Below are 25159 nucleotides of genomic sequence, written 5' to 3' on the forward strand. Positions count from 1 at the left end.
GAGCTGATGGTATGAATTTTGAACTTAGCAACGATCTTGTAAAAGAAGTCATTGAAATGAGGAGACATCTTCACAGTAACCCTGAAGTTAGTGGAGAAGAACAGAATACAGCAACGTTTATATCAAATAAATTAAATGAATATGGTATACCTTTCGTATCAGGAATCGCTGGAAATGGGATCAAAGGGATTGTTGATGGAGGAAAATCCGGTCCTACTGTTGCGCTAAGAGCTGATATTGATGCACTTCCGATAAACGAGAAAACCTCATGTGAATTTAAGTCAACTAATGATGGTGTTATGCATGCGTGTGGTCACGATGCACATACCGCTATGTTACTTGGTGCTGCGAAACTATTAGTTGAACAAAGAGAAGAGATAAGAGGCAAAGTCTTATTGGTATTTCAACCTTCGGAGGAAGACGCGCCAATTGGAGGAGCGCAACCGATGATGGACGATGGCTTGTTTGAAGATGATGAGCCTGATGCAATATTCGGCCAGCACGTTTGGCCAGACCTTCCAGTTGGACAAATCGGTATCTCTGACCGAGAGATGATGGGAGCATCAGATCGATTCAAAGTTACTTTTCATGGAAAAGGTGGACATGCAAGTATGCCTCATCAAACGGCTGATGCGATTATGATCGCGAATACAGCGATCATGCAACTTCAAACGATTGTGAGTCGCAATATCGATCCACTTCAATCTGCTGTATTAACGGTGGGGAAATTTGACGCAGGGTATCGTTACAATGTTATTGCCGATACAGCAGAGATTGAAGGCACGGTTCGAACGTTTGATCCGATAGTGCGTAACCAAATGAAGGAGCGTTTTCATGAGATTATTGAAAGCAGTTCATCTTCAATGGGGGGGGAAGCGGAAATTGAATATGTTGAAGGATATCCAGCTACCGTTAATCACGAGCGTTGGGCAAAGCGAGTTAGGGAAACTGTGAGACGACATCATGGAGAAGAGGCCGTGCCTTCTGTTAACCCATCTCTTGGAGGTGAGGATTTTAGTAGGTATTTAAAGCAATATCCAGGGGCTTTCTTTTGGCTAGGAGTTATGCCTGAAAATGGCAAGCCTTTTCCGCTTCATGACCCTTATTTCGAATTGAATGAAAAAGCACTATCCCTCGGAGTAGAGATGCTTGCTAACGTTGCTGTCGATGCATTAGAGGAGCTGGAGGTAACATGAGCAACATTTCTATCATCAAACTAAGTGAAGGGGAAGAGCGTGACCTCATTTCTTTAAGAAGAGAATTTCATTCCTATCCTGAATTAGGTTGGACTGAATACGTGACAACATGGAAAATAGCAAAAGCTCTTCAAGGTCTCGCGTTTTCTTTGTATGTGGGTCAAGATGCGGTAGAGTCTGACTCCAGAATGGGTGTACCCACACCAAGACAAATCGACTCAGAAGAACAACGTGCAAAGTCATATGGTGTCCCAAAGGAATTAATGAAGAAAATGAAAGGAGGGTGCACTGGATTAGCTGCAATACTTGATACAGGTAGAAAGGGTCCTCATATCGCTCTTCGTTTTGATATCGATGCTTTACCAATTCAAGAAGAGCAATCAAATGATCATTTCCCCTTCTATCATGCCTTTTCTTCAAGTCGGGATGATGTAATGCATGCGTGTGGTCACGATGGCCATACAGCAGTCGGAGTTTTCCTTGCAAAGTACTTGGATCGCGTAAAGGACCAGCTGAACGGAAAGATTTCTATCTTGTTTCAGCCAGCTGAAGAAGGCGTTCGAGGTGCTAAAGCGATGGTCGAAAAAGGGTGGCTAGAGGAAGTCGATTATTTTTTATCGGGGCATATCGGAATTATGAAGGAACGCAAAACGGGAGAAGTAACTACTTGTACTGGAGGATTCCTCTCTACCTCAAAATATGACATTGAGTTCATTGGAAAGAGTGCACATGCTGGAAAAGAACCGGAAGAAGGCAACAATGCGTTATTAGCAGCAGCTACTACAGCTCTTAACCTTCACGGTATATCACGGCATAGCGATGGTGCTACAAGAATAAACGTAGGTAAATTAAATGGTGGTCAAGGAAGAAATACGATACCCGTCCATGCGAAGATGGAAATCGAAACAAGAGGAGAGACTTCGAATCTTAATCGCTTTATGGAACAAGAATTAAAGCGAATTGCCCGAGGTGCAGCTCAAATGTATGATGTGAAAGTTAACCTTGACTTGGTCGGGCATGCGTCTTCAGCAGAAAGCGATCATACATTATCAGAAACGCTACAAGCTGTTCTGAGTCATTCAAATCAAGTGCACGCAATCCATGATTATGGAGAACTTGGAGCTTCAGAAGATGCTACCCTCATGATGGAAAGAGTAAAGAATAATGGAGGAAAAGCAGCTTACTTGTTGTTTGGAGCAGAAATAATTGAAGGACATCACCATTCTTCATTCGATTACAGTGAATCTGCATTACGTATTGCGTTTGAAACATATCTAAATACGATTATTGTTTTACAGGGGGAATATAGATGTTGAAGGTCGATGCTCAGTGGCTATCTACTATTACTAATCAGGTGAATTGTACAGATACCATGCTTAAAGATGAAGGATTCACAAGGCTAGGATTCAGCAAAGAAGAAGAAGAGGCGATTCAGAAGTTTAACGAAATTTCTATAAACCTTGGGTTGCATACTAGAAGAGATAAGGCTGGGAATGTAATCGCGACATGGGAAGGATCCAATCCTATGAAACCGCCCGTTGCACTCGGGTCTCATCTTGATACTGTAAAGCATGGTGGTGGTTATGATGGAGCTGCTGGCGTTATTTGTGCGCTAAGTGCGATAAAAACGCTAAAGGATAGTGGTTTTACCCCATCTATACCGATTGAAATTATTTGCTTTAGGTCAGAAGAGTCTTCAAGGTTTGGCATTTCGACGATTGGCAGTAAAGCTATGGCAGGGCGCCTCGATAAGAATGCGATCAAAGATGTTGAAGATGAACATGGAACTACGTTTCAAAAAGCCGTAGAAGAAGTAGGAGTGGAGTGGGGTGACCTAGAACAAGCTGAACGATCTGAATCAGACCTAAAGCAATTTATAGAACTTCATATCGAACAAGGTACGAGGGTTGAAGAAGCCGGAGCTTCATTTGGTTTAGCGAGAGCAATTGCGTGTCCAGTAAGGTTGTCGATTGAACTTACAGGAAAGGCTGGACATACTGGAACAACTCCGATGGTGAATAGACGCGATGCTCTTTGTACAGCTGCCCCTTTGATTTCATTTGTTTCTGAAGAGGCAAAGAGACGTTCTGAAGGGAACGAGTACCCAGTAGTAGCGACGGTAAGTACTCTTAATGTGGAGCCGAATGTGATGACGGTAATACCTGACACAGTAAAATTAGGGATCGATATTAGAAGTGTTGATGACGGCCTGAAAAGAGAGCTTGCGAAAGATATCGAACAGAAAATCAAGGCTCTCGCAAATGAAAGTGGAGTAGGATGTAAGGTTGAAACGCTTGTTGATGATGATTCAGTTTTTCTCGATCCAGAAACTCTAAATGACTTAAAGCAGGTGGGAGAAGATCTTGGATATAAAGGGTTCGATATGGAGAGTGGAGCTGGTCATGATGTAATGAATATGGCCCATAAATGGCCAACTGGACTTTTATTCATCCCATGTAAAGATGGCGTCAGCCATCATCCTTCTGAATATGCGACTCTTGAGGATATGGTCCTTGGTGCTGAAATCATAGCTCATTATCTAAAGAATGAAGCGTAGAGACATCCCCCTTCAAAATGAAGGGGTTTTTTCTAGTTTTGGAAACTCTGGTATAGTAAAAGAAAAGGTGTTGGAGGGTGTGTCATGAGAACGAAGCTAGGGATTCTTGGACCAGAAGATTCAATCAACAGAATCAAAGAAATAGCCGAGAAAATGAGGGAACTTGATGTACTCTATTTTCCATATGAGCACGCCGGTCAGTCAGAATTTATTATTCGGGAAAATAATCATAATATCGACCACTGGTTTCTGTCAGGACCAGCATTATATCAATATTTGTTAAGGAAAGGCTTGATTAATGAAGAAAATGCAAGCTTTCCAGATCTTTATGGAGCAAGTTTGATGGGCTCCATCGTTGAAATGATGACGACATCTCAAGCTTCAATCAATCGTGTTAGTTTAGATACGATCCAAAAATCAGAAATGGATCGGGTGAGAAGTGATTTTGCAATCGAAAATCTGGAATTCACACTATATGAACAGCTAGAATTCCTACCCGCCGAAGATGTAATTGCGTTTCATAAAGGTCTTTATGAACGTGGTGAAGTGGATGCTGTGATGACATGTATTAAAACAGTTGATCTAAAAATGAAGGAACTTGGAATTCCGTGTTTTCGAATCTCTCCCTCTAGGCTTGGAATTGAGTTGGAACTCAGGTACATAAGGGAGTATGGTCAAGCAAACTGGTATAGGAAATCTTCACTTGGCATTGTGGGTGTTGAGGTAAATGCAAAAAGTCTTCATCAAGAACAACAATTTTATTCCTATAAAATTAAACAACAGATATTAGATCTTAAACGATTACTATTGAATTTTTCGGAGCAAGTTCAAGGTTCCTTCGTTGAAGTTGGGGATGGGCTGTTTTTTATTTATTCCACTAGAGGAGAGCTTGAGATTAGGGAAAAGAACTTCTCGCCAGCAGTCGTTCTAGATGATATGGAAAAACAAACAGGACTTTCCGTTCACCTAGGAATCGGCTATGGCATGACCGCATGGGGAGCAGAACAGAATGTGAGACATGCGCTTCGATTATCAAACAAAAACGATGAAAAACAAGCGGTACTCGTTGATGAAGAAAAGAAAGTAACACTTTACAAAGACGAACAACGCGTTAGTTATCAAGAGCGAATTCTTGGAGACGAATGGAATGAGAAACTAAAAGAAGCAAAACTAAGCCCAGCAGTCGTGTCGAAGCTTTCTTCCTACTACCGTCATTACGGCAGAGAAGCCGTCACAGCAAACGACATTGCAGGGTGGTTGAAAAGCTCTGATCGAAATGCGCGTCGGATCTTAATGGAACTAGAGCGGTTAAACTTAGCAGCGGTTAAAGGCGAAGAGGCTGGGGGTCAGAGAGGCCGTCCTAAGAAGGTTTATGAGCTTTACATATAAGTAAAAGCCAGCATAGTGCTGGCTTTTACTATTCGTTCTCATTCTTCTTATAAATCCGCTCCACCACTTCCTGAAGTGTATCAGGCTTATGAAACTCGACTGGAGAAAAACCTTTCTCGAATGTAATCGAATCGGCTTCGATCGCAAGCACATACTTCCCGTTCACCTTCGCAAGGTGAATACTCTCACCAAAGTCAGAAAGCATCGCTTTCACTGAGACGTGATCAAGTTTCAGCTTCCATTCAACGTCTGGAGAGTGTTCAACGATCTGAGAGGTAGCTTCTACTACTTGTTCTGTGGTAAAGTGCTCCTGTAACTCCCGTTTAGGACTTGCAGCCCATTCTTCCATGACCTGCTCGAATTGTTCCTTTTCTTCACTTTCAGGCTGCAAGGTTTCCTGTATGTGATCCTGGACAATACCCATCGTTTGCGTTTTGACGATTTCAGGCATCGACTTTTCATATTCGACCCATTTTAAGAAGTCTTCAAAGTAACGTGCATGGGAAGATTGGTGGACTTTGACTTCAGCACTATCGATCATGCCTTCTTCTGGCATATAAGGATATTGAACGGATTTCATGTTCTTTGTTGTAATCGCCATCTCAATGTTTTGAATGAGCGTATCCTCGTTCGTGATTGTTGCCACTTTCGGTTCGAAGTCACATTTCATTATAAAAAGGAAAGGGTCATCGAATAGTTTTGTAAGCTTGGCTGTTGCAACAATTAATACCCCGCCTCGAATCGCACTTGTATCTAGGTACATTTGTACAATTTGATCAGCTTCCGATTCGAAGTCGTCAGCTGTTTCAGAGTATCTAGCTCGGTGGAACAAGTTGAAATTTGGATTTGAAGTTAATTCATGGCCAGGCTCTACCATAAAACGACCGATCTTAGTTGGAGCCATTTCAGACTTAGCATGACGGTCGACTTTTCTTTTTGTGATTTTGGCGAGCTCGCCATCTAGAAAAGACTTAAGAGGGCTATCGCTATAAGTACCTTCATCTAACGTTTGAAAATGTTTATACTGTGCTTCTTCGTTTTCCTTCGGTCCCTCAACGAGGTAAAAGGATAAAAATCTCATTGAAAATTCCATATTATCACCCGTTTTCTTAATACGTTTATCAAGTATAGGCAAGGAAGATACATACGTCAATTGCTCCTAACAAAAATGACCAGTAATTTCTTGATATAGGCTGTTCGACAGTTGTAAACCATAAGAATGTTTAACCCTATGAAGCATAGGGGAAATATAGCATAAATGTGCAATATAAAATTTTATGATTAAAAGCAATAGTTGACATAAAAAGTGAGGCTACATGATGAATATACAATTTGACCTAGTTAATGCCGGCATACAAGCGATATACGGCCCTAATACACAAAACATACAAAAGCTTACCTTCCATTCGAACAGTGCGACTGCATCATCATTGTTTTTTGCAATACAAGGAGAAAATCATGACGGTCATTTGTATATTGAAGATGCAATAAAAAGAGGAGCAGTCGCAGTTGTAGGGAGCGACCAATCGCTGCTTGAGACATTATCAGAAAGCTATCCTATAATTTCCTTTGTCGTGGTTCGTAATGTTCGAATCGCCATGGCTTATTTCGCGAAATATTTTCACAATAGCCCTGATGAAAAATTAAAAACAATTGGTGTAACAGGCACGAACGGTAAAACGACAGTTGCTGCATATGTAAGATCGCTGTTAACGCTTCTGAATATGCCTTCAGGGTCTATCGGAACAACCGGCATTTATACGTCAGAACATAAAATCCCTTATAAAAAGAGTACACCAACAACGCCAGAATCAGTAGACTTACATCATATCTTCAACGATCTTTACAGTGCAGGTGATGAGGCAGTTGCAATGGAAGTAACGTCGATTGGACTCGATCAGAAGAGAGTCGAAGGGATTTACTTTGATGTTGCGATTCACACGAACTTGTCTGTTGAACATCTTGAATATCACAAAACCTTTGAAAACTACAAACAATGTAAATTAGATCTCTTTCGACAGGCACATACAGCAGTCATTAATGTAGACGATGAGGGGATGGGGCAAGAGCTGTTAGATCTATTCAGCGGTCCTACAATGACGTATTCATTACTCCCTAACCAGGATGCCGACCTAAAAGCATTCAACATCCGACATGGAGATGCAGGTACTTCGTTTACCTTGCAAGTAGATCGTAAGGAGTATGACGTTTATGTGCCCGTTTTTGGAGAGTACAATGTAGCTAATATCTTGTCAGCGATCGGTACAGCTATGTTATTAGGATTCAAAATCCCGCAGATTCTACATGCTCTTACAAAACTTGAAAGTCCAGAAGGAAGATTTCAAATTATTGAAGTTCCACCAAATCAAAAAATCATCCTCGATTACGCTCATACGCCAGTGGCCTTAACAAGGCTTTTGGAAGAAGTTCGTAAATTAAAGCACAACAGGTTAGTTGTAATGATTGCTGGAATTGGAATAAGAGATTTTGAAAAAATGCCTAAGATGGCAAGAGCGATTGAAGGGAAAGCGGATGAAATCATCGTTACTGTCGACCACCCTGGGCATCATGACCCCTCTATCATAGTAGATAAGGTAATGACGGGTTTTGAAAATCCTCATGCAACACATATTCACCGAACGAATACGAGAGAAGAAGGAGTAATTAAATCTCTTGAACTCGGAGGTGAAGGAGATATCATTTTACTTACAAGTGGTTGCATTAACGGTGCACAAATCGTTAAAGGAAAAGAAATTCCCCATTCGGATGAAGATCTGATTCATTCGTTTTCCTATATGCCATCTTAACCCTCCGTGTTGAGGGTTTTTGTGTTTCTTTCAATATGTAGTTGAAATAATCAAAGAGGTAACGTACAATTTTATCTTTGAGATTCGTTAGAAGGGACGTAATGGAGTGACCTGGGAAATATTAAATATAATTGGAACGATTGCGTTTGCGGCGAGTGGGGCTCTTGTAGCCCTCGAGGAAGAGTTTGATTTCCTCGGTGTCATTGTACTCGGTCTTGCTACTGCATTCGGTGGAGGAATCATACGTAACTTGCTGATCGGTGTTCCGATCCCCTCGATTTGGGAGCAGGATAAGCTGATCATGGTAGCAATAGGAACGATTCTTATCCTTTTTGTTTTGCCAGCAGGCTGGATCAATTACTATTGGGAGAAGTGGGGAAATTTCTTCGATGCGATTGGCTTAGCTGCATTTGCAATTCAAGGTGCACTCTTTGCAGAGAGTATGGGCTTACCATTTATAGCTGCAATGGTTGCAGCCGCGATGACAGGTACCGGTGGAGGAATCATACGTGATTTACTTGCGAGAAGAAAGCCAACCGTTCTTCAAAAAGAAGTGTACGCCGTGTGGGCTATGATGGCGGGGTTATTGATCGGACTAGGTTATCCTCAAGGGTTGACACCACTTATGATTCTGTTTGGCTTTATCGTGTTTTTACGAATGTTGTCTCTCAGAATGGGATGGAAGTTGCCATATAGAACTCTTTCATAGATCGACAAAAAGGCAGCGCACGTTGCCTTCAGATTGTCGAGAAAGGCTTAAGAACCATCTGCCACGGTGAGGTGGTGATTTCCGCTCCAGGATGCTCGCTTTCCGCGGGGCGGGCGGTGAGCCTTCTCAGCGCATAAAACCGTTGCGCCTCCGGGGTCTCACCTGTCCCGCACATCCCGCAGGAGCATCCTTCCGCTCCAATCTACCTATTCGTGTATGATTACGAGAAAAAAAGCTTTTAAAGAAAACGGATAGAGAATGAAAACAGATGCCTGCTTAATCAATATAGGTCGGAGAGTCTACTGTGATTGATTGCAACCCAGTAGGAGTGAATACCGCTTGACTCTCGTGGAAAACGGGTTTGCGAGACTCGGGCGTTCGTGCACAGGAAAGCAAGCGGTGTTCTCCTACGGTATAGGGAGCACAATAACCAGGGTTTCTTTACACATTGAAGGCAGCGCACGCTGCCTTTTTGTTATTTCCATTTATTGTTCTGGATAATCGCAGTACTCGATGATCGTGCCTTCTGTGTCGGCAGGATTTAAATAGACCAATCTTCGTCCATGCTTATTTATTCGGAGAGTTTCCTTCATGATTCGAATGTTTTGCGCTTGCAATTCTTCCAATGCATCATCTAGGTTATCAACTCGATATGCGATATGATGAACGCCCTTACCTTTTTGTTTCATGAATCTTGCGATTGGCGAAGTCGTATTATTTGTAGGCATCAAGAGTTCTACGCGACTATTGTTGATATCGATCACAGCGATTTCACTCTCAACCCCTTTTGCTTCGCTTCTGTAACGATCTAGAAGCTTACCGCCTAGTATCGTTGTGTAAAATGTTATGCTTTCATCAAGGCGTCTAACTGCAATTCCTATGTGATCAAGCTGCTTATTCAAAATAGATAACCCCTTTTCGTGTAATAGCACTAGTTTAACATAGGGTAAGGATAGGCGATAAAGTCCACAGACTTAGATTGAGTGGAAAGGTCCAATTCTGTAAAATAGATATAGAAAATAATAAATCGAAAAGGTGTTCACTATGAAATCATTTGTTGTTATAGGTGCTGGAATTCTAGGAGCATCGACCGCTTACCATCTTGCAAAAGAAGGTGCTAAGGTGACAATAATCGATCGAGAAGATGCAGGACAAGCAACTGACGCTGCAGCTGGGATCGTTTGTCCATGGCTATCACAGCGACGTAATAAAGTTTGGTACAGACTTGCGAAGGGTGGAGCAAAATACTATCCAGAGCTGATTGACCAATTAACGTCTGAGGGAGAGACAGAAACCGGCTACAAAAGGGTTGGTGCAATCAGTCTTCATACTGATGAGAAAAAACTTGATAAAATGATAGAAAGAGCGCTCAAAAGAAGAGAGGATGCTCCTGAAATTGGAGAGATTCAGAAATTAACTACTGAAGAAACGAAAGCGATGTTTCCTCCTATATCATCTGACGAGTATCAGTCCGTATATGTGAGTGGTGCAGCAAGAATAAATGGAGCAGCATTAAGGAAGGCATTACTACGTGTTGCCAAAAAGAATGGTGCAGATGTTCGGACAGGAGAGGCTGAGCTAATGTATTCAGCAGGTGAAGTGACTGGTGTAATGGTCACTGGAGAGCCAATCGAAGCAGATCGAGTGATTGTTACTGCAGGAGCATGGGCGAATGAATTATTTGAACCGCTAGGATTACAATTTCAAGTTTCATCGCAAAAGGCTCAAATTGTCCATCTCAATGTACAAGAGAATACGAATGAATGGCCGGTTGTTATGCCACCTAATGATCAATATTTATTGGGTTTTGATGATGGCCGAGTCGTTGTGGGGGCGACACATGAAAACGATGTTGGCTTCGATAAGCGTGTAACTGCGGGAGGGTTACATGAAATCTTTAGTAAAGCACTTGAAGTTGCGCCTGGTCTTTCAAACGGTACGATGGTAGAAACGAAAGTGGGTTTTCGTCCATTTACCCCCGGCTTCCTTCCTGTATTTGGAGAAGTACCAGGTGTTGGTGGTTTATTAGCCGCAAATGGATTAGGAGCTTCTGGCTTAACGGTTGGACCTTATTTAGGTTTAGAGCTTGCAAGAATGGCGATGGGAGAAGAAACAGAGCTATCTCCTCTTGATTATGATTTATCTGAGGCAATAAAGAGTTTGGATTAGAGCACAGCTATGAGCTGTGCTTTCTTTCTGTCTTATAGGAGGTTTAGAAATCTCGTTCTAGAAGAATGGTTAAAGAAACCTCAATAGTTCGTTGCGAAAAGGAGTGATTGTGATTAGAGTGATGACGCTTTTAACCTTACTGTTCATAACAGCATGCGCTTCACCAAATGAAAACACTAAACCTGTAGATGAAGGGAAAGAGACAGGTGTGATCGGTGAAGACCTAAAGATTCCTTGGGAAATTGTTAAATCAGGCGAAACGTTTTATATGACTGAAAGAAAAGGAACAATCGCCACGTATGAAGAAGGTGCTCTTGAACGAGAAACGGTCGTTCTTGAAAAGCCATTGGTGACAAAAGGGGAAGGTGGACTCCTTGGTATAGAGCTTTCTCAGAATTTCTCGGAATCAGGAAATGCATTTATTTACCATACATATGAAGAAGATGGGGAAACGTATAACAGGGTGATCGTGGCTACGAAAACGGAGGATGGATGGAAAGAGACGGAAGAGATTATTGGTGGCATACCTGGATCTCTTTATCATAATGGTGGAAGGATAAAGATTGGCCCAGATGAGAAGCTTTATATAACGACAGGAGATGCAACGAATCCTGATTTAGCTCAAAATAAAACGAGTCTTGCAGGGAAAATACTTAGAGTGAATCAGGAAGGTTCGATTCCTGATGATAACCCGATTGAGAACTCATATGTCTATTCATATGGTCATCGAAATCCTCAAGGCCTTGCATGGGACAAAGAAGGACAGCTATATTCTTCAGAACATGGAGATTCAGCTCATGATGAAATCAACAAAATTACACCAGGTGGAAATTATGGCTGGCCGATTATAGAAGGAAAACAAGGAAAAGAAAGTATGGTTACGCCAATCTATCAATCTGGCAATGACACATGGGCGCCCTCTGGAATTGTCATAGAGGGGAGAACTCTTTATGCTGCAACACTTCGAGGGAATGAAGTACGTTCATTTTCTCTTGAGGAACATAATAGTGAGTCAGTACTTAGTGGGTTTGGAAGATTGCGAGCATTATTTTATGAAGATGATACCTTTTTTGCGATCACAAATAATACCGATGGTCGTGGGGATGCAAGCGAGAAAGATGATCGTTTTATAGAGTTTCAATTAAAGTAACCAGTGCCATAAATCGTCACCTCAGTAACCTAGAGATGGCGATTTTTTATGTGATTTGTTGAATGAGCCTCTTCTCTATTTCTAGTGAAGCTAAAAAGTTACATTTTCCGTGTTGAAATGGTGCATCATTGCTTTATTTGCTAAACGCTGACTGTTTTTAAGAACCTTTGTCATCGTGGAGGGAATTCCATAACTAGGCATGGAATAACACTGTAATACATTTGGGGAGGACTGGCAGTAATGAATAATCAATTGATGATTTCTGGTGTTGCTGACCTGTTTAAAGTGACCAAACATACATTGAAACAATGGGAGAATCAATTTTCCTCGTTTCTTGAGATACCTCGTGATGAAAACAACTCTCGTACGTATACGGACCGAGATCTAGAAATCCTCTATTTGATTACAAATATGAAAGCTAGTAATACTGATGACGAAGCGATTTCTCTTGCACTCGAACAGCATCTAATTGAACTTGAAGAACAAAAAGCGATCGATGAGATGGAATTAAAGAACGATGAGGCGGTTGAAGAAGCCGAGTTTGAGGAGGAAGAGTTCGAAATCATTCAAGAAGTCGAGATAAAGGCGGAAGAAGCAATTGTCTATCCAGCATCGGAGAATCAGGATGAAATTAAAGAATCATTATCTAAAATCGTATCATTCGTTGAATCCGATGAAGTAAAGCAACTGTTGAAAATGGATAAAACGGTTAAAAGAATGGAGAAAGACATCGTTCATCAAATTCATGAGATTGTTCATGAGGAAATTGCAACTGCTTCTGATGCACATGCTTCAATGAACCAGTTAGAATTAAATGCGATAGGGAAGAAGATCGATGATTTAACAGACGCTTCTGTGGATGAGAGGGAATTCTATCAACAAGAAGTAGAGAAGGAACGCAAGGTAGCTGAAACGCATATGTCGGCGCGAGAAGAAAGGTTGATGGCGATTGTTCAGAATCGGTTTCGGGGTGAAGAAAGTACAGTAAAGGGAAATGAACAGAATGAATCAAAGTGGAGCGTAGGAAAAATCAAACATATGTTAGGATTTGTCAGATAGAGCAGTAGAATTTTGATAGGGGGAAAATCTATGGAACATGCTAGGGCCATGTTTTCCATCATCAGTCTCCTCATTGCCGCTACTTTCGCTGCTTTGTATGTTTATATTTTTTCACTTCATACCGAAATGGAGGGGTCAAAGGCAACCGCTTCAAAGGTATCAGCCGCAACGTTTCCTGCTGAGTATGTACATGTTGAAGATTTCGTTTCGGATTTTCATGCTTTCTATAACCGAACGACTGGTTATGGAATGATAAATCGAGTTGAGATGGGAGCTCAAGAAAAACAAGCTGATGCGGCTAGCGCGTATATTAATGTTTTTCTTGATGAAGGTGTTGAGCACCATGATCTTAAGGTGGATCTTCAGGCTATCAAATTAATAGCGACAAGTGACCTGGATGAAGCGGATGTTAGGTTACTTCACAGGTACTTTCATGATCTCGATAAATCTATGAATGGATACGATCACCCTGACACTTTCGGCGTAACCGAAACATTCGGTGGAAATTAATATGATGAAAGAAATCTTACATCTAGTAACATAGAAGCGATGTTTTAGTAGTAGATAAAACATCGCTTTTCGAATTCCTAAACATAATCATTTCGTTTGTAAAGATTGAATGATTTCCTTTTGTTGGATAAACTAGTTAAAAAGGCACATGGAAGGGGAATCTATGAAAACAAAATCGCTGGTTGTCTGGCTTGGTATTGCAACGATTCTAACGCTTGCACTAACAGCATACTATATCTTTTCCTTAGACAATGAAGTGAAATCAACGCAAGGTGGTTTTATGTCAGAAGGAGAAGCAATCGAGCGCGATGAAAGCTTATCTGCTGAAGAGTTACGTGAATTAGAAGCAAAAGCCGTTTCAAGTCCGCAGTTTGGTAGTATCCAAGAATTCATTTCGAACACACACGGATTTTACAATGAAACAGCAGGTTATGGCGGCATCAATCATTTAAATGATAATGTGCAAAGTGAAAAATCGGTCGAAATTATCCTTCATTCTAACTACTACATAGATCGAGAAGCAGAAAATAAGGATCTGGTAAAAGATTTGAAAGATATTAAGCAATATGCACTTAACTATCTTGAAAAGCCTGGTGTCAAACATGTCAAAAGCCTTCACCGTTACTTTCATGATTTAGATATTGCACTTAATAAATACAAAGGTTATGACAAAGTATGGGGCGTCACTGAGTTGCAGGGTAAAGAAAGATAAATCAAAAAAAGTCACCGAGAAGGTGACTTTTTTTGATTACTCTTCGTCTTTTTCGTCGTCGTCTTCACCTAGGTACTCTTCATCAGTTTCGAAGAGTAGCCCACGTTGACATGATTGACAATCTCTTACGCATTGATTAAAGCTAAACGGGAATAGCGCACGACAAACGGATGAACAAAATCTTGAACAGTTTCCAGAGTTTGTACTTTCTCCGCCTGTATTTGGTCTATATGAACAAGAACGGCTCCCAGAAACACGAGGTCGCTGAGGTAGTCTCTTCAAATATGGTTTATTATTCTTCACGTAATGCACCTCCTTACTTTAATAGAGTATGCAAGAGGAGGAGGACATGCTAATCATCTGTACGAATTATTTAGTAAGAGCGGCTTTTTCATCATTTCGTTTTCTTGATACACTTAAGATGTCGACTAAAACGTTGAGAGGTGAAGGTATGAGTGAAGAAGAAAAAGGTAACACATATGTAAATAAGCTAATCGATGAAAAATCGCCGTACTTATTACAACATGCACACAACCCCGTCGATTGGTATCCATGGGGAGAAGAAGCGTTTGAAAAAGCAAAGAAAGAAGATAAGCCTGTGTTGGTATCGATTGGATATTCGACTTGCCATTGGTGTCATGTTGGTTAATTCCACCTAAATAGAGAGGTGGATTTTTTTATGCTTAATCCGATCAAAATTGTAGCAATTTATTTAAGAAAATCGCGAGGTGATCTAGAGAAAGATCTAACTAAACATAAACAAACTCTTACTGAGATTGCTTTGAATAATAGATGGAAGTATAGAATATACAATGAAATTGGTTCAGCAGACGACATTGAAAACCGTCCAAGAATGCAAGAATTATTAATTGATGTATCCAAAAAGCTCTATGATGGGGTGCTAGTCATGGATATTGATAGGTTAGGAAGAGGTGATAAATCTGATCAAGCGAAAATAGAATCTACCTTTAAAGTTGCAAACACGTTGCTAATCACACCCAATAAGGTATTTGACCTTCATAATGAATCAGATGCTATGTTATCAGACGTCCAAGGAATGTTAGCCAGGTTTGAATATAAACAAATAAAGAAAAGACTCAATCAAGGTAAAAAAGCTGGTGCAAAATTTGGTAATTGGACAAATGGTCCACCTCCATTTCCATATTATTATGATAGGGAAAGCAAATCCCTAAAAGTAGATGAAGCAAAAAGACCAGTCTACAAGGAATTAATACAGCTTGTACTTCAGGGGGAATCGCTACACTCGATAGCTGTGAAGTTCAATAAAAAAGGCAACAGAACAAATAGAAATAATAAGTGGACAGATGTTGCTTTGCATAGATTGTTAACTAATGAAGTACACTTAGGAAATGTAATTTATGGGAAAACTTCAGGTAGTGGACATTTAAATAAAAAGACCTCTCCTACACAAATCAAACCAAAAAATGAATGGATAATTGCAAAAGATTCACATGAACCTGTTCTAACAATTGAAGATTATTCTGAAATCCAATTGATGTTGTTTAAACGTAAGTTAATACCGAAAAGAGCAAGAAAAGCTATATATCCCTTAACTGGACTAATAAAATGTTCAAAATGTGGTGCATCAATGAATTTTACAAAGAAGGAAAGTAAGAAGGGTTTGCAAGTATATTTAAAAAAATGTCAGAAACCAGACTGGATAGGAAATAGGTGTGGTAATCCCGGTATTAAACAAGACGAAATACTGTTTAATTTGAAAAATAAACTCAATGATTATTACACAAACCTCTTAATATATTCCCAAAATACACAGAACAATGAATGTAAGGATCTGACGCAGGTACAAAACAATATTAAGTTGAACCGTGAAAAATACCAAAGAGCACTTGAGAGAACGAGAGAGCTATATGAGCTTGGTGAATATAGTAGAGATATCTACATTGAGAGGGCTTCAAAATGGCAGGAAAAGATAAATAAGTTGGATGGAGAAGAGAGTAAAATAAGGTTAATATTAAAAAAATCTAATGAGTTTAGTTTACCAGAAAAAGTAAATATCCTTAATGAGGTTATTAATTCAAAAGTAATGGATGGAGGGACCATGAAGGCATCTGGCGAAGATTTCGCTTTATTTAATTCCCTACTTCGTAAAGTTATAAGGAGTATTTCATATACACGAACAGATCTTTCAATTGATATATCGGTAGAGTTTTATTGAGATTGAAGTGGAAATTAATGAGATTACACAAGGATGGTAGTCGGGATTCGAACTAAGGAAAGCATCAATTTTAACACTGAAATCACTTAGTAACTAGTGAATGAACTAATGATAAAAATTCCAAGTAGATATAAGTATGGTTTGTTTTCTTGGTTACAAGCGTGGAGTCAGGCGAAAGATCAAGGTGCACCAAATTATCGATCGCTTATAGTTCTTTGACAACCATAAATTTACAGGAGGTTGCTACTATTATGGCTAATCGATTGGATGAATGAATTAACAATGCCGCATAAATTTATGCTGCTAATTACGTTGTTGAAACGTTTATTAATTGATTGGCTAAAATGGTTACCTTTAAAATAATTTATTTGAAATAAATGGATATCTCTAAGGGGACAAGAGATTTTGTGATAAAATGAATTATTAGTAAGTGGCTTATTCAACAAACGAGCCATATTAACGTAAATATTATTTTGAAAAAGAAAGTAGGAATGAATTATGTCTAGTAGCAAACTGTCAAAAAAGGAACAGGATGAAATAGTGGAAAAGTTGATTGCCAGTCTTGATGTACTGGATATAAATGAAGAAATTGATCAACAATTATATGATCAGCTTGATGCGAATCACCAGCAACAAGTAGATGATGCAATAAGAGAATTTGCTGATGCTGCAATTGGTTCTGACACTTGGGATTCTGATGAATGGTGACTTATTTCTATTGAAATAGCAAAAACTAAAATGATTTATTGAACTGTTAAAAGACCTCTAGCAAGGTCTTTTTTTAGTATCGAATAGTTTAAATTCTAGGTTTTTGAATAGTAATTAGCTTATCAGAATTATAGAAAGGTATTTCTGGGTATTTCTGATTCTTAGGTGCAACTAATTGGAATATCCACTTCGATCCAACCTTTGTGAAGATGATTATTTGGGGGCAAGCTCCATGCACGAGGAATCATATAGTGAAGACATTTTTAGTATCATACTAATATCTTAATGGAAATCATGTGAAACCGACTATTCTTCGGTCGCTGTTTTCAACTAATTCGCTTAATTTGTTATAGAACTAATTCAAAAGATGCGTAATTCATCTATTATGGGTCATGCCTATGAAGAATAGTTTAGTCATGCTAAACTATCGTTGGATCTGCAAATAAAGAGGGGAGCGAAAGGGATGGAGAAGACCGTTGTACATAAATTACTAAAGGATACACATCGAACAACGATTGTGAACGCGTTGCAATACGGAAAGAAATCGGCAAGCGAATTAGCAGATATCTGTCAAACAAGTAAATCAAATCTCTCACAGCACCTCGGTCGTCTTTACGAGCATGGTATCGTGAAGTGGGAAAAAGTAGGGCGGCACGTTTACTATCAATTAAGCCTCGCGTATCGACATCAGTTTCTTTCAAATGCTCTCAACGAAGCGGTTATGATCGAAATTTTTTCAAAAGTTGTGCATCAACTTTATCGTCTTCAACGTGCGATGGAAACCGTCGATGACGTTGTGGCAGCACACGAAGCCTTTACAAAAGCTGTTCATTTTTACATGAAACAAGCGTATGAGTACGCGTTGCCACATCCTACACGGAAAGGGGATTACATATCGTTCTTTTCACAGAGTGTTGACCAGCTCGGCATTCCCTCTTTACAGGAGCGAACTCTAAACCAAAGTTACCCTGTCATCGATAGGGTGACGGGCAAATTGCATCCGTTCTGGGTGGATTGGATAGAAGAGAAGGTCGAAGAAGAGGGGGAAGAATCAAAAAATTTCTTATTGATTCGCGAGTGGATCACATCGCACCAAGACCAACACAAGCTCATGAACGCATTTATTCGTCTTCGTCACGTGTTCAGCGATCCTAAAACATCACCATACTATAGTAAGAAAAACGTAAAAAAAATGCTAAAGCCGTTTGAGGATGCGTTAAAAAAAGAAGGTCAGGAAGCACCGATGGAAATGTATGCAAAGCTTCATCATTTTTTTGAAAGCATTCAGGACGAGACCTTGATTCTCTGCCCTCACTGTAAGCGTCCCTTATCCAATCAAGAGGTGTCAGAGAAAAAATGCCTCCATTGGCGTTGTAATGAGCAACTCTTAAAAGAAGAAGAGCAGTATGAACCTCATATCGTGTCACTTGATAACCAAAACTATATGAAACTAACAGATTGGGTGACGCGTTTCATAAGGATACCTGGAATCGAAGAAGAACGGATCGGGCACAAAACATCTAGGATTGTAACCGACCATCCCCATTCTTCTGTTGAAATGAATCCTGATGGAGACCGCGTGGATATTCTCGTTATGGCGAACGGTCAATCCCTCATCCAAGGTGATGTAAAAGACTTCACTTCGCCTTACCATCTAGCATCATCCTTAAACGACTATGCAGAATGGAAGGTCGGTGAGTTGGATCGCATTTACATCATCGTACCAAGAGATACCCTTAACCACTATCCTGAAGACTATTTGTTTGTAGTCAGAAGGTTCCTAGAGGCACGAGTGAATTTTTTAGAAGTCGTCTCTGAAGAACAATGGTACTCGACACTGCGACAGCTAAAGGAGGAATTGTAACATGGATCTTACCCCATATCGCTATCATATCGAAAAACGATACCAAAACCATTTTAAAGCTCAAAGAGGGCTACCCTCCTTTTTTTTAGACCTAGAATTAGTATTGATGGTCTTTTACCGCCTCAATCCGTCGGTCGATGCGAAGGAAGCGTGGACACTCGTAACGGGGTATGATGTTGTGGGGCGACGCTATACGTCACCTCTTCATGAGCGCATGATCCAACACCTTCACCTTCGGTACCGCGATGTATTCGGAAGCCGAGAAAAGTGGTATCTACTCCTGGATGCCTATCGAAATGCCCCGTCCAGTCATCGTCTTTTTTTGCTTCGAGAAGACGCTGACGGAGCGCTTTTTTTGCGTTTGCAACGACCTGCGCACGATCTATATAGCGCACATGATGGGAAGCGAATCAAAGAAGCGTTTGCCGATAAAGAGACCGAACATAATCATAAAAGAGTTAACATTCCTCTTACCAACCCGGTCCGCAACCCCCGCTTAGTCGTGTACTATCATCTTCTAAAGGGGATTCCAAAACGAAATAAAAAGCGAAGGTACACACTTTCGTCATCAGGTAAGTATCACTTCAAAGGAAATGCGTACTCTTCTGAAAAATCGTTTCGCGTTCAACATCAACAAGATGAGGAAGTTCCAACGTTCCAGTCTGTGCGGCGCACACGCTTTTTTATGCGAAACGAAAAATGCTTTGACCGAGAGAAAATGGCAAAAAAAATGGGGAGCAAATGGCAAGCCCAATCCACGCGATCTCGCCTTGAAAAAAAACGTCATCAAACAGGGAAGATGCAATATGATGGCGCCTTTTCATTGATTGCAGGTGGTGTTGGTGTAGGAAAAAATGCTTTTATCGAAGAAGAATTGTATCGCCTTTACATAGAAGAAAAGCGAGACATTCAGTCCGTTGTCGTGATGCGAACGAACCAGAGTGCCATTGATTTACACGAGACGCTCTCTTCCTTTGGAATCAACGCTGCTTTTGTACCGGGCGTCTACAGTAAAACAAAGCATGAATCCGATTATATAGAGCGCCTACTAAAACGCGGGAAAGATTTTCAACATTTACTTTCGCAAGCTGACACCTTAGATGCGGTCGATGCAGATTGTTTATTCCAAATATATCACGACGTCAAATCCGAACCCGGTACGTTTCCATGTTTGCCGGTAAACAAATTTGAAGATGGTGATGGACATGAAACGGTATGTCCGTATTACAAAGAATGCGGGGTAATCCGACCGTTTCTATCAATGATGAATGCACCCGTCTGGATCACTACCCCGCACGCACTAAATAAAACGAGTCTCCCTTCATTCCTAGATCCAGAAAAGCGCTCGCTACAACAAGCGGTGAATGATTTAGCGGACGTTGTATTTTTGGATGAAGTAGACGAGATCATGAGCGTTTATGATCAGGATGCCGTTGAAGAAACCAAAATTACAGGGGATATCGATGGGTTGAACCCTCTTTTACAGATGGGAACGCGGGAAACCCTTTACAGAAACAACAATTTGTACACGAACCCGTATATTTCGGACTGGGTTCACCACCTTCTTCAATCTGAATCTGCACTATCAAAGTTGCACCAATTGATGGAGCATCATCGGGATGCACACCACTTGTTTTCGAACAAGGTGCGAAATATTCATCAGTTAGGCGCGCAGTGGCTAGACTATTTCATTCTTGAAGAAGATGAAAAACGCAGGTATCGATATGAGTTTTTCGAATTGTTTTCACAAAAAGACGCGAACCGATCTACATCTGTCAGCTCGAGTCCTTTCATTAAAGAGCTGACAGATACCATGAAGGAGCTGTATGAGCCTATCCAACGAAAAGAGAAGCGAATGGTCGTGAAAAGGCTCATCGATTCATTAGGTTTTCAACTCAATCGTAGAAAAAGAGGGAAAGGAAAAGACGAACGAGATGTACACGAAAGAGCTGAAATTCTATTTGAGATGATCGCTTATCTCTTTTTGTTTGAACAGAACTTCCGCCAAATGGTTAACTTATATCCCCTTGTCCAGCATGAGCTTAAGTTAACGCATGCGAGTACGGGTCATATGCTAGGTGTTCGAAATAAGCTCTTTAAACTGTTGGCTGCGACACCGACAGGCAACCGGTATGGATACCGTATGTATCAACAAGGAACGAAACAACAGATGAGTCTTCTTCGGTACAATGGACAAACGCGTCATCTCCTGACGAAGTGGCGAGAAATGTTTTCGTTTTTTCAATTGCGAAGAGACGAAGAGGGTGCACTCGTAAAAATCGCATCACCAACACTCGTGGGGCTATCAGGAACGGCTTATATCCCGCAATCTCCTCATTTTCATGTTCCTGTGGATCGTGTGTATAAATTAACAAATCGGCATAAGCCCTCTTCGTTGACTTGTTCTGCAACCTTTTTACAAACGACAAACGAAAAATCCGACTACCTGTATGTAAGTGGAAGCCAAGGAGATAAGAGAGCCCAACACTTAAAAGACATGACGATCCAATCCCTACCGAAAATGGAAGAGGAGCTGAAAGAGTGGCGTGCGAATGGAGAAAATCGAAAGATCTTGATCACACCCAGTTCGTATGATGATGCGAAAACCGTTGCAAACGTGTTAGCTGCACACCCACAGTGGAAAAACCGATTCGCTTTCCTATCTCGAAAAAAAGAGGAGGGTGTATTGACACCGTATGCCATTTCTCCTGCAGAGATGGAACGAGAAGTCCCATCGCCCGATCGAGAAATCGACGTTTTGGTCGCACCGCTACTAGTTGTATCTAGAGGGTACAACATTCTTCAGCCTGGAACCAATAAGTCTTATTTTGGAACGATGTTTTTGTTTGTTCGACCTTATTACCTTGTCGGTGATATGGTGAATCACTACAAGTTACTGCATAAAGATGTTGAAAAACAAGTCAGCAGTCCACTCGTAGACGGGCTACACTATGAAAACTATGTTTCTCATATTCGAAAACAAGCACAGATTCGCCTGCAGAGCTTGCTTACAAGACCTTACTACACAAGCAGTATCAACGAAGAAGAAATGGAAGACCTCTGTCTGTATGCACTCGTTCTCGTACAACAAGCCATCGGGCGAATGCAACGAGGCGACACAGATGCCCATCTCGTAATTGTTGATAGTAAGATGCATTATCATAGCCAAACATTTAAGGAACGGATGGAAAAGCAGGGAAAGGAAACGAGCATGATCCATGTTTGGCAATCGTATTTACAAACCCATTCAAAAAATGACGTGATCCGAAATTGCTTTGGGACACTAGCTGACGCGCTACTCGCGTTAGAGTTATACGCAGAAGGAGAAGATGACGATGACTTGTATTGATACCAAAACAGCAGGGCAGCCTTACCAGTATTACCTCGATAAAGCACACTTGAACGAGCAAAGAATCGTAACGTTGTCTTTGCCGGGTAAACTTCAACGCTATTTACGCGATACGAATTTCCGAATGAAACAAGAGAAGCGCGGGCAATATCTTCACCTCTCGACGCTTTCGAAAATGCTTTTCCATCGGTTTGGGCATTTGTTTCACGTGGAGACGAGAATGTACCGGGTCTGTCACAAGAAAGGCTCTGAAGCATCCACGCCTTTTTTGTATGCGACCGAACCGATTGATACAGATGAAATCAAAGAGCGAATCGTCGAATGGTTCGAACAAGATTCCTCTTACACGTTTACCTTTGAGTGGGACAGTGAGTGGGAGTGGACACAGCACACAATCGGCTCGTTTTTCGACTGCAACAGTGGACTTGTGTACGACTTTCTTCCATCTTATTTACATGATCAGATCGCACAGACCCCACACCAAATCGAAGGCGTAAAAGGAGGGGAGGAGCTCTTGTTTTACCATCGTCTTCAGGGCGAAGAAGGAACCTCTTGCGTGTCAAAACCCTTTTATGTTGAAACGAAGCTGCGACAATCTGAATATAAGGAGATAAAAGGGCTTATTGAGAGGTATCCATCATTAGATGTAGGCGGTGGGACCGTGAAGCTTCCCGCTTCGCTCCAAATCAAACTGCGACTCGTTACGAAAGGAGGCGAAAATGAAGCGCACTATATCAATGCTGAACTCTCTCTCGTTCGTTATCCATATTGGGATCTTACATCAAAGCTTTATGACAGCTCCTTCCGGTTGATGGTGAGTTCAAATGACGAAAGCATGCGAAATGCCAATGAAGCCCTGGTCGATGTTGCGATAGAGAAGAAGCAAAACGTATTTCATCCAAAATACAAAAAAGAACAACGCCTTCTTGATGATCTAAGACTAAAAGGATTTTCGATGGAGGAGCTGATAGAAAATCCGATGAACGGGGTCGAGCCGGTCGGCGACTTCATAGCGCTGCCGGTTTTTAATCAGGATATGGACGGCAAAAAGATGTACGTCGAAGCAGGATTAGGGTATGAGGAAAGACGAGCACTCTTCGCTTATGTTTCAAGTTTTCTTTCTATGAAACCTGTCGCACCCTTATCATCTGAACAACTCCAATCCAATCGTTTGAAGTATCCTTACGACCCGACGACTCCCCATGCTGCTCATATCGTTGAAATTTGGGATACGGTAGAACAATTCTTTGTGACCGGATTAAAGGAGCACTTAGTGGGATGGTTGGGAAGATCTGTTACAGAATCGGTCGTCATCATAGACCCTGCTGAAATTCATATTCAAAATCCCTCGTTTCGGCTTAATCAAAAAGGTGAACTCACGAATATGTCTTACAAAGTATTGAGCGTGCACTGTGAAAAACAGGCGTTTAAGGAAGATGTTCTCGCTACGATCGATGCTTGGCACGATGAAATGGTGGAAAAAGGGTTGCGAGAGAGTCAACGTCATGAAGCTTATCTCATTTTCTCACCCGGAGAGGGGGAGACGTCGTTTCAAATGACGCTCAAGACGGTTGACCAAGAACGGTCCTTTTCATTCGTCTATCGAGATGTGTTAGGGTTAACAGGACCGTTGGAATCGTATGTAACCAAAAACGGCAAACAGGCTCCTTATGGTGCCAAACGTGTCGAAGAGATGAGAAAAGTAGCAAATCGGTATCCAACAACAGAGCATCCCGTTATGGCACTTGTGAACATGCCAGCTCACCATAAGCATCCGAGCACGTCGTTTTACGATTGCAAAAACGATGTAAAAGAGGGGCTTGCCCTAGCGAACCGTCTTCCTCAGTGCATGAATGTAGATATTAATTACGATGTGCCAAATGCCTACTATTCTTCATTTGACGACGTGTTAAAACACGCTGGATTTTTGCCTAAAAAATTGTTTCATCAAAAAGGTACGTCGCACGCTATCCTGCAGCCAGATGCCATCTGGCTAGGATTTAAAAAGATTACGTTGAGAAAATTCGGAAAAAAAGCGGATGAGTACCTTGTTGCTAGCAAGTTGGTAGTGGGGGAGAAGCCCCACCTATGCATCTTAGATGACCAGCGGTGGCTTCCGATGGATGAATTTAATCGTCGCGCTGTTTCTGGTGAGTTGTTCCGAAATGTAAGGCGTGAACACGTTCCATCTTACAAACTGCGGCATTTCTATTCTTCAAAGATTGAAGAGTTGCTACATAACGAGCTAGCGGGCTCAAACGGAACCATCTATGCAATTTTTGATGCTGCGCTTAGAAAAGACCTCGTAGGGGAGATGAAAAATAGCAACATGACTCCTCGCAATAAACCGTTTATCCACGATCCACGGATAGCTTATATTCGCTACAATCACACGAACGAGGTGCCTGAACTAGAAGTTTATAACCGCACAGATGAGCGCTTGACGAGAGGGTCTGGCATCTTTTTCGATGACAAAAGAGAAGCGGTCTATTCGGTCGGATCGAAGCCGGATACGGCACAACTTTCGCTTAGTGTAAATAAACTTGATAGAGGAGATAAAGCCATCACAAGACAACTTGCACGAGAGCTTTATGTGATGGGTGAACCTGACCCTGATAAGCGAATGAACATCATCCGAAACGTTCATCGTATGCGTAACGGTGCGATCACATATAACAAGGAATCTGCTGATGTAGCACCCCTTAATGTGATTGAAAACGCAAGCTCTCTTATGCGTGGTGTGAAGTAGACGAAGAAAAACGCTGTCCTACTGACAGCGTCAG

General features: G+C 41.2%; 20 protein-coding genes and 1 pseudogene. 18 read left to right on the forward strand and 3 right to left on the reverse strand.

The genetic code is table 11. The features are described from left to right. The first annotated feature begins 11 nt into the window (after positions 1-11). From SJY16_RS09155 to SJY16_RS09170, 4 genes are all read left to right on the forward strand, one after another. Complete coding sequence (locus SJY16_RS09155; RefSeq protein WP_377888854.1) at positions 12-1196, forward strand: M20 metallopeptidase family protein; 1185 nt, start codon at positions 12-14, stop codon at positions 1194-1196. Beyond that, entirely contained in the window at positions 1193-2512 is a 1320-nt protein-coding gene (locus SJY16_RS09160; protein WP_377888855.1) for an amidohydrolase, read from the forward strand. The genes SJY16_RS09155 and SJY16_RS09160 overlap by 4 nt, the downstream gene beginning before the upstream one ends. After that, positions 2506-3753 (forward strand): M20 family metallo-hydrolase, encoded by a 1248-nt coding sequence (locus SJY16_RS09165; RefSeq protein ID WP_377888856.1) that lies wholly within the window; start codon positions 2506-2508, stop codon positions 3751-3753. The genes SJY16_RS09160 and SJY16_RS09165 overlap by 7 nt, the downstream gene beginning before the upstream one ends. Positions 3754-3837: 84 nt before the next feature. Beyond that, complete coding sequence (locus tag SJY16_RS09170; protein WP_377888857.1) at positions 3838-5142, forward strand: hypothetical protein; 1305 nt, start codon at positions 3838-3840, stop codon at positions 5140-5142. Between the two features lie 28 nt (positions 5143-5170). Here SJY16_RS09170 and SJY16_RS09175 read toward each other — a convergent pair whose 3' ends face one another. Continuing rightward, positions 5171-6235 carry a DUF3900 domain-containing protein gene (locus tag SJY16_RS09175; RefSeq protein WP_377892153.1) on the reverse strand — a complete coding sequence of 355 codons (1065 nt, stop codon included), beginning with the start codon at positions 6233-6235 and terminating at the stop codon, positions 5171-5173. 226 nt (positions 6236-6461) lie between these two features. On the opposite strand from SJY16_RS09175, the gene SJY16_RS09180 reads away from it, so the two are divergent. Together SJY16_RS09180 and SJY16_RS09185 are read left to right on the forward strand one after the other, a co-directional pair. Beyond that, positions 6462-7949: a UDP-N-acetylmuramoyl-L-alanyl-D-glutamate--2,6-diaminopimelate ligase gene (locus SJY16_RS09180; protein WP_377892155.1), complete on the forward strand. Its 1488-nt coding sequence runs from the start codon at positions 6462-6464 to the stop codon at positions 7947-7949. Between the two features lie 106 nt (positions 7950-8055). Next, entirely contained in the window at positions 8056-8658 is a 603-nt protein-coding gene (locus tag SJY16_RS09185) for a trimeric intracellular cation channel family protein (RefSeq protein WP_377888858.1), read from the forward strand. Between the two features lie 485 nt (positions 8659-9143). On the opposite strand, the gene SJY16_RS09190 is transcribed toward SJY16_RS09185, so the two are convergent. Next, positions 9144-9560, reverse strand: coding sequence for a VOC family protein (locus tag SJY16_RS09190; RefSeq protein WP_377888859.1), 417 nt, complete (start codon positions 9558-9560; stop codon positions 9144-9146). Positions 9561-9702: 142 nt separating this feature from the next. On the opposite strand from SJY16_RS09190, the gene SJY16_RS09195 reads away from it, so the two are divergent. From SJY16_RS09195 to SJY16_RS09215, 5 genes are all read left to right on the forward strand, one after another. Next, positions 9703-10827 carry an NAD(P)/FAD-dependent oxidoreductase gene (locus tag SJY16_RS09195; RefSeq protein WP_377888860.1) on the forward strand — a complete coding sequence of 375 codons (1125 nt, stop codon included), beginning with the start codon at positions 9703-9705 and terminating at the stop codon, positions 10825-10827. Positions 10828-10936: 109 nt separating this feature from the next. Next, the gene (locus SJY16_RS09200; RefSeq protein WP_377888861.1) at positions 10937-11977 is read left to right on the forward strand and encodes a PQQ-dependent sugar dehydrogenase; all 1041 of its coding nucleotides are present in this window, start codon (positions 10937-10939) and stop codon (positions 11975-11977) included. Between the two features lie 240 nt (positions 11978-12217). After that, positions 12218-13036, forward strand: coding sequence for a MerR family transcriptional regulator (locus SJY16_RS09205; protein ID WP_377888862.1), 819 nt, complete (start codon positions 12218-12220; stop codon positions 13034-13036). A gap of 30 nt (positions 13037-13066) precedes the next feature. After that, entirely contained in the window at positions 13067-13546 is a 480-nt protein-coding gene (locus SJY16_RS09210; RefSeq protein ID WP_377888863.1) for a hypothetical protein, read from the forward strand. Between the two features lie 163 nt (positions 13547-13709). After that, positions 13710-14258, forward strand: a complete 549-nt coding sequence (locus SJY16_RS09215) for a hypothetical protein (RefSeq protein WP_377888864.1) — start codon at positions 13710-13712, stop codon at positions 14256-14258. Positions 14259-14294: 36 nt separating this feature from the next. On the opposite strand, the gene SJY16_RS09220 is transcribed toward SJY16_RS09215, so the two are convergent. Further along, complete coding sequence (locus SJY16_RS09220; RefSeq protein ID WP_377888865.1) at positions 14295-14561, reverse strand: hypothetical protein; 267 nt, start codon at positions 14559-14561, stop codon at positions 14295-14297. A gap of 148 nt (positions 14562-14709) precedes the next feature. On the opposite strand from SJY16_RS09220, the pseudogene SJY16_RS09225 reads away from it, so the two are divergent. From SJY16_RS09225 to SJY16_RS09255, 7 genes and pseudogenes are all read left to right on the forward strand, one after another. Next, positions 14710-14901 (forward strand): annotated as a pseudogene (locus SJY16_RS09225) (DUF255 domain-containing protein); the annotation flags it as partial. Positions 14902-14937: 36 nt separating this feature from the next. Beyond that, entirely contained in the window at positions 14938-16455 is a 1518-nt protein-coding gene (locus SJY16_RS09230; protein WP_377888866.1) for a recombinase family protein, read from the forward strand. A 240-nt stretch (positions 16456-16695) separates the two neighbouring features. After that, positions 16696-16818: a hypothetical protein gene (locus SJY16_RS09235; protein WP_377888867.1), complete on the forward strand. Its 123-nt coding sequence runs from the start codon at positions 16696-16698 to the stop codon at positions 16816-16818. A gap of 135 nt (positions 16819-16953) precedes the next feature. Further along, the gene (locus SJY16_RS09240; RefSeq protein ID WP_377888868.1) at positions 16954-17163 is read left to right on the forward strand and encodes a hypothetical protein; all 210 of its coding nucleotides are present in this window, start codon (positions 16954-16956) and stop codon (positions 17161-17163) included. A gap of 463 nt (positions 17164-17626) precedes the next feature. Beyond that, positions 17627-19027 carry a metalloregulator ArsR/SmtB family transcription factor gene (locus SJY16_RS09245; protein WP_377888869.1) on the forward strand — a complete coding sequence of 467 codons (1401 nt, stop codon included), beginning with the start codon at positions 17627-17629 and terminating at the stop codon, positions 19025-19027. 1 nt (position 19028) lies between these two features. Beyond that, a complete protein-coding gene (locus SJY16_RS09250) occupies positions 19029-22376 on the forward strand; it encodes a pPIWI_RE_Z domain-containing protein (RefSeq protein ID WP_377888870.1) in 3348 nt (1115 codons plus the stop codon). After that, on the forward strand, positions 22363-25125 hold the full coding sequence (locus SJY16_RS09255; protein ID WP_377888871.1) for a pPIWI_RE module domain-containing protein: 2763 nt from the start codon (positions 22363-22365) through the stop codon (positions 25123-25125). The genes SJY16_RS09250 and SJY16_RS09255 overlap by 14 nt, the downstream gene beginning before the upstream one ends. Positions 25126-25159 lie beyond the last annotated feature (34 nt).

This window comes from Alkalihalobacillus sp. R86527 (assembly GCF_042466185.1).
Classification (GTDB): domain Bacteria; phylum Bacillota; class Bacilli; order Bacillales; family Guptibacillaceae; genus Guptibacillus.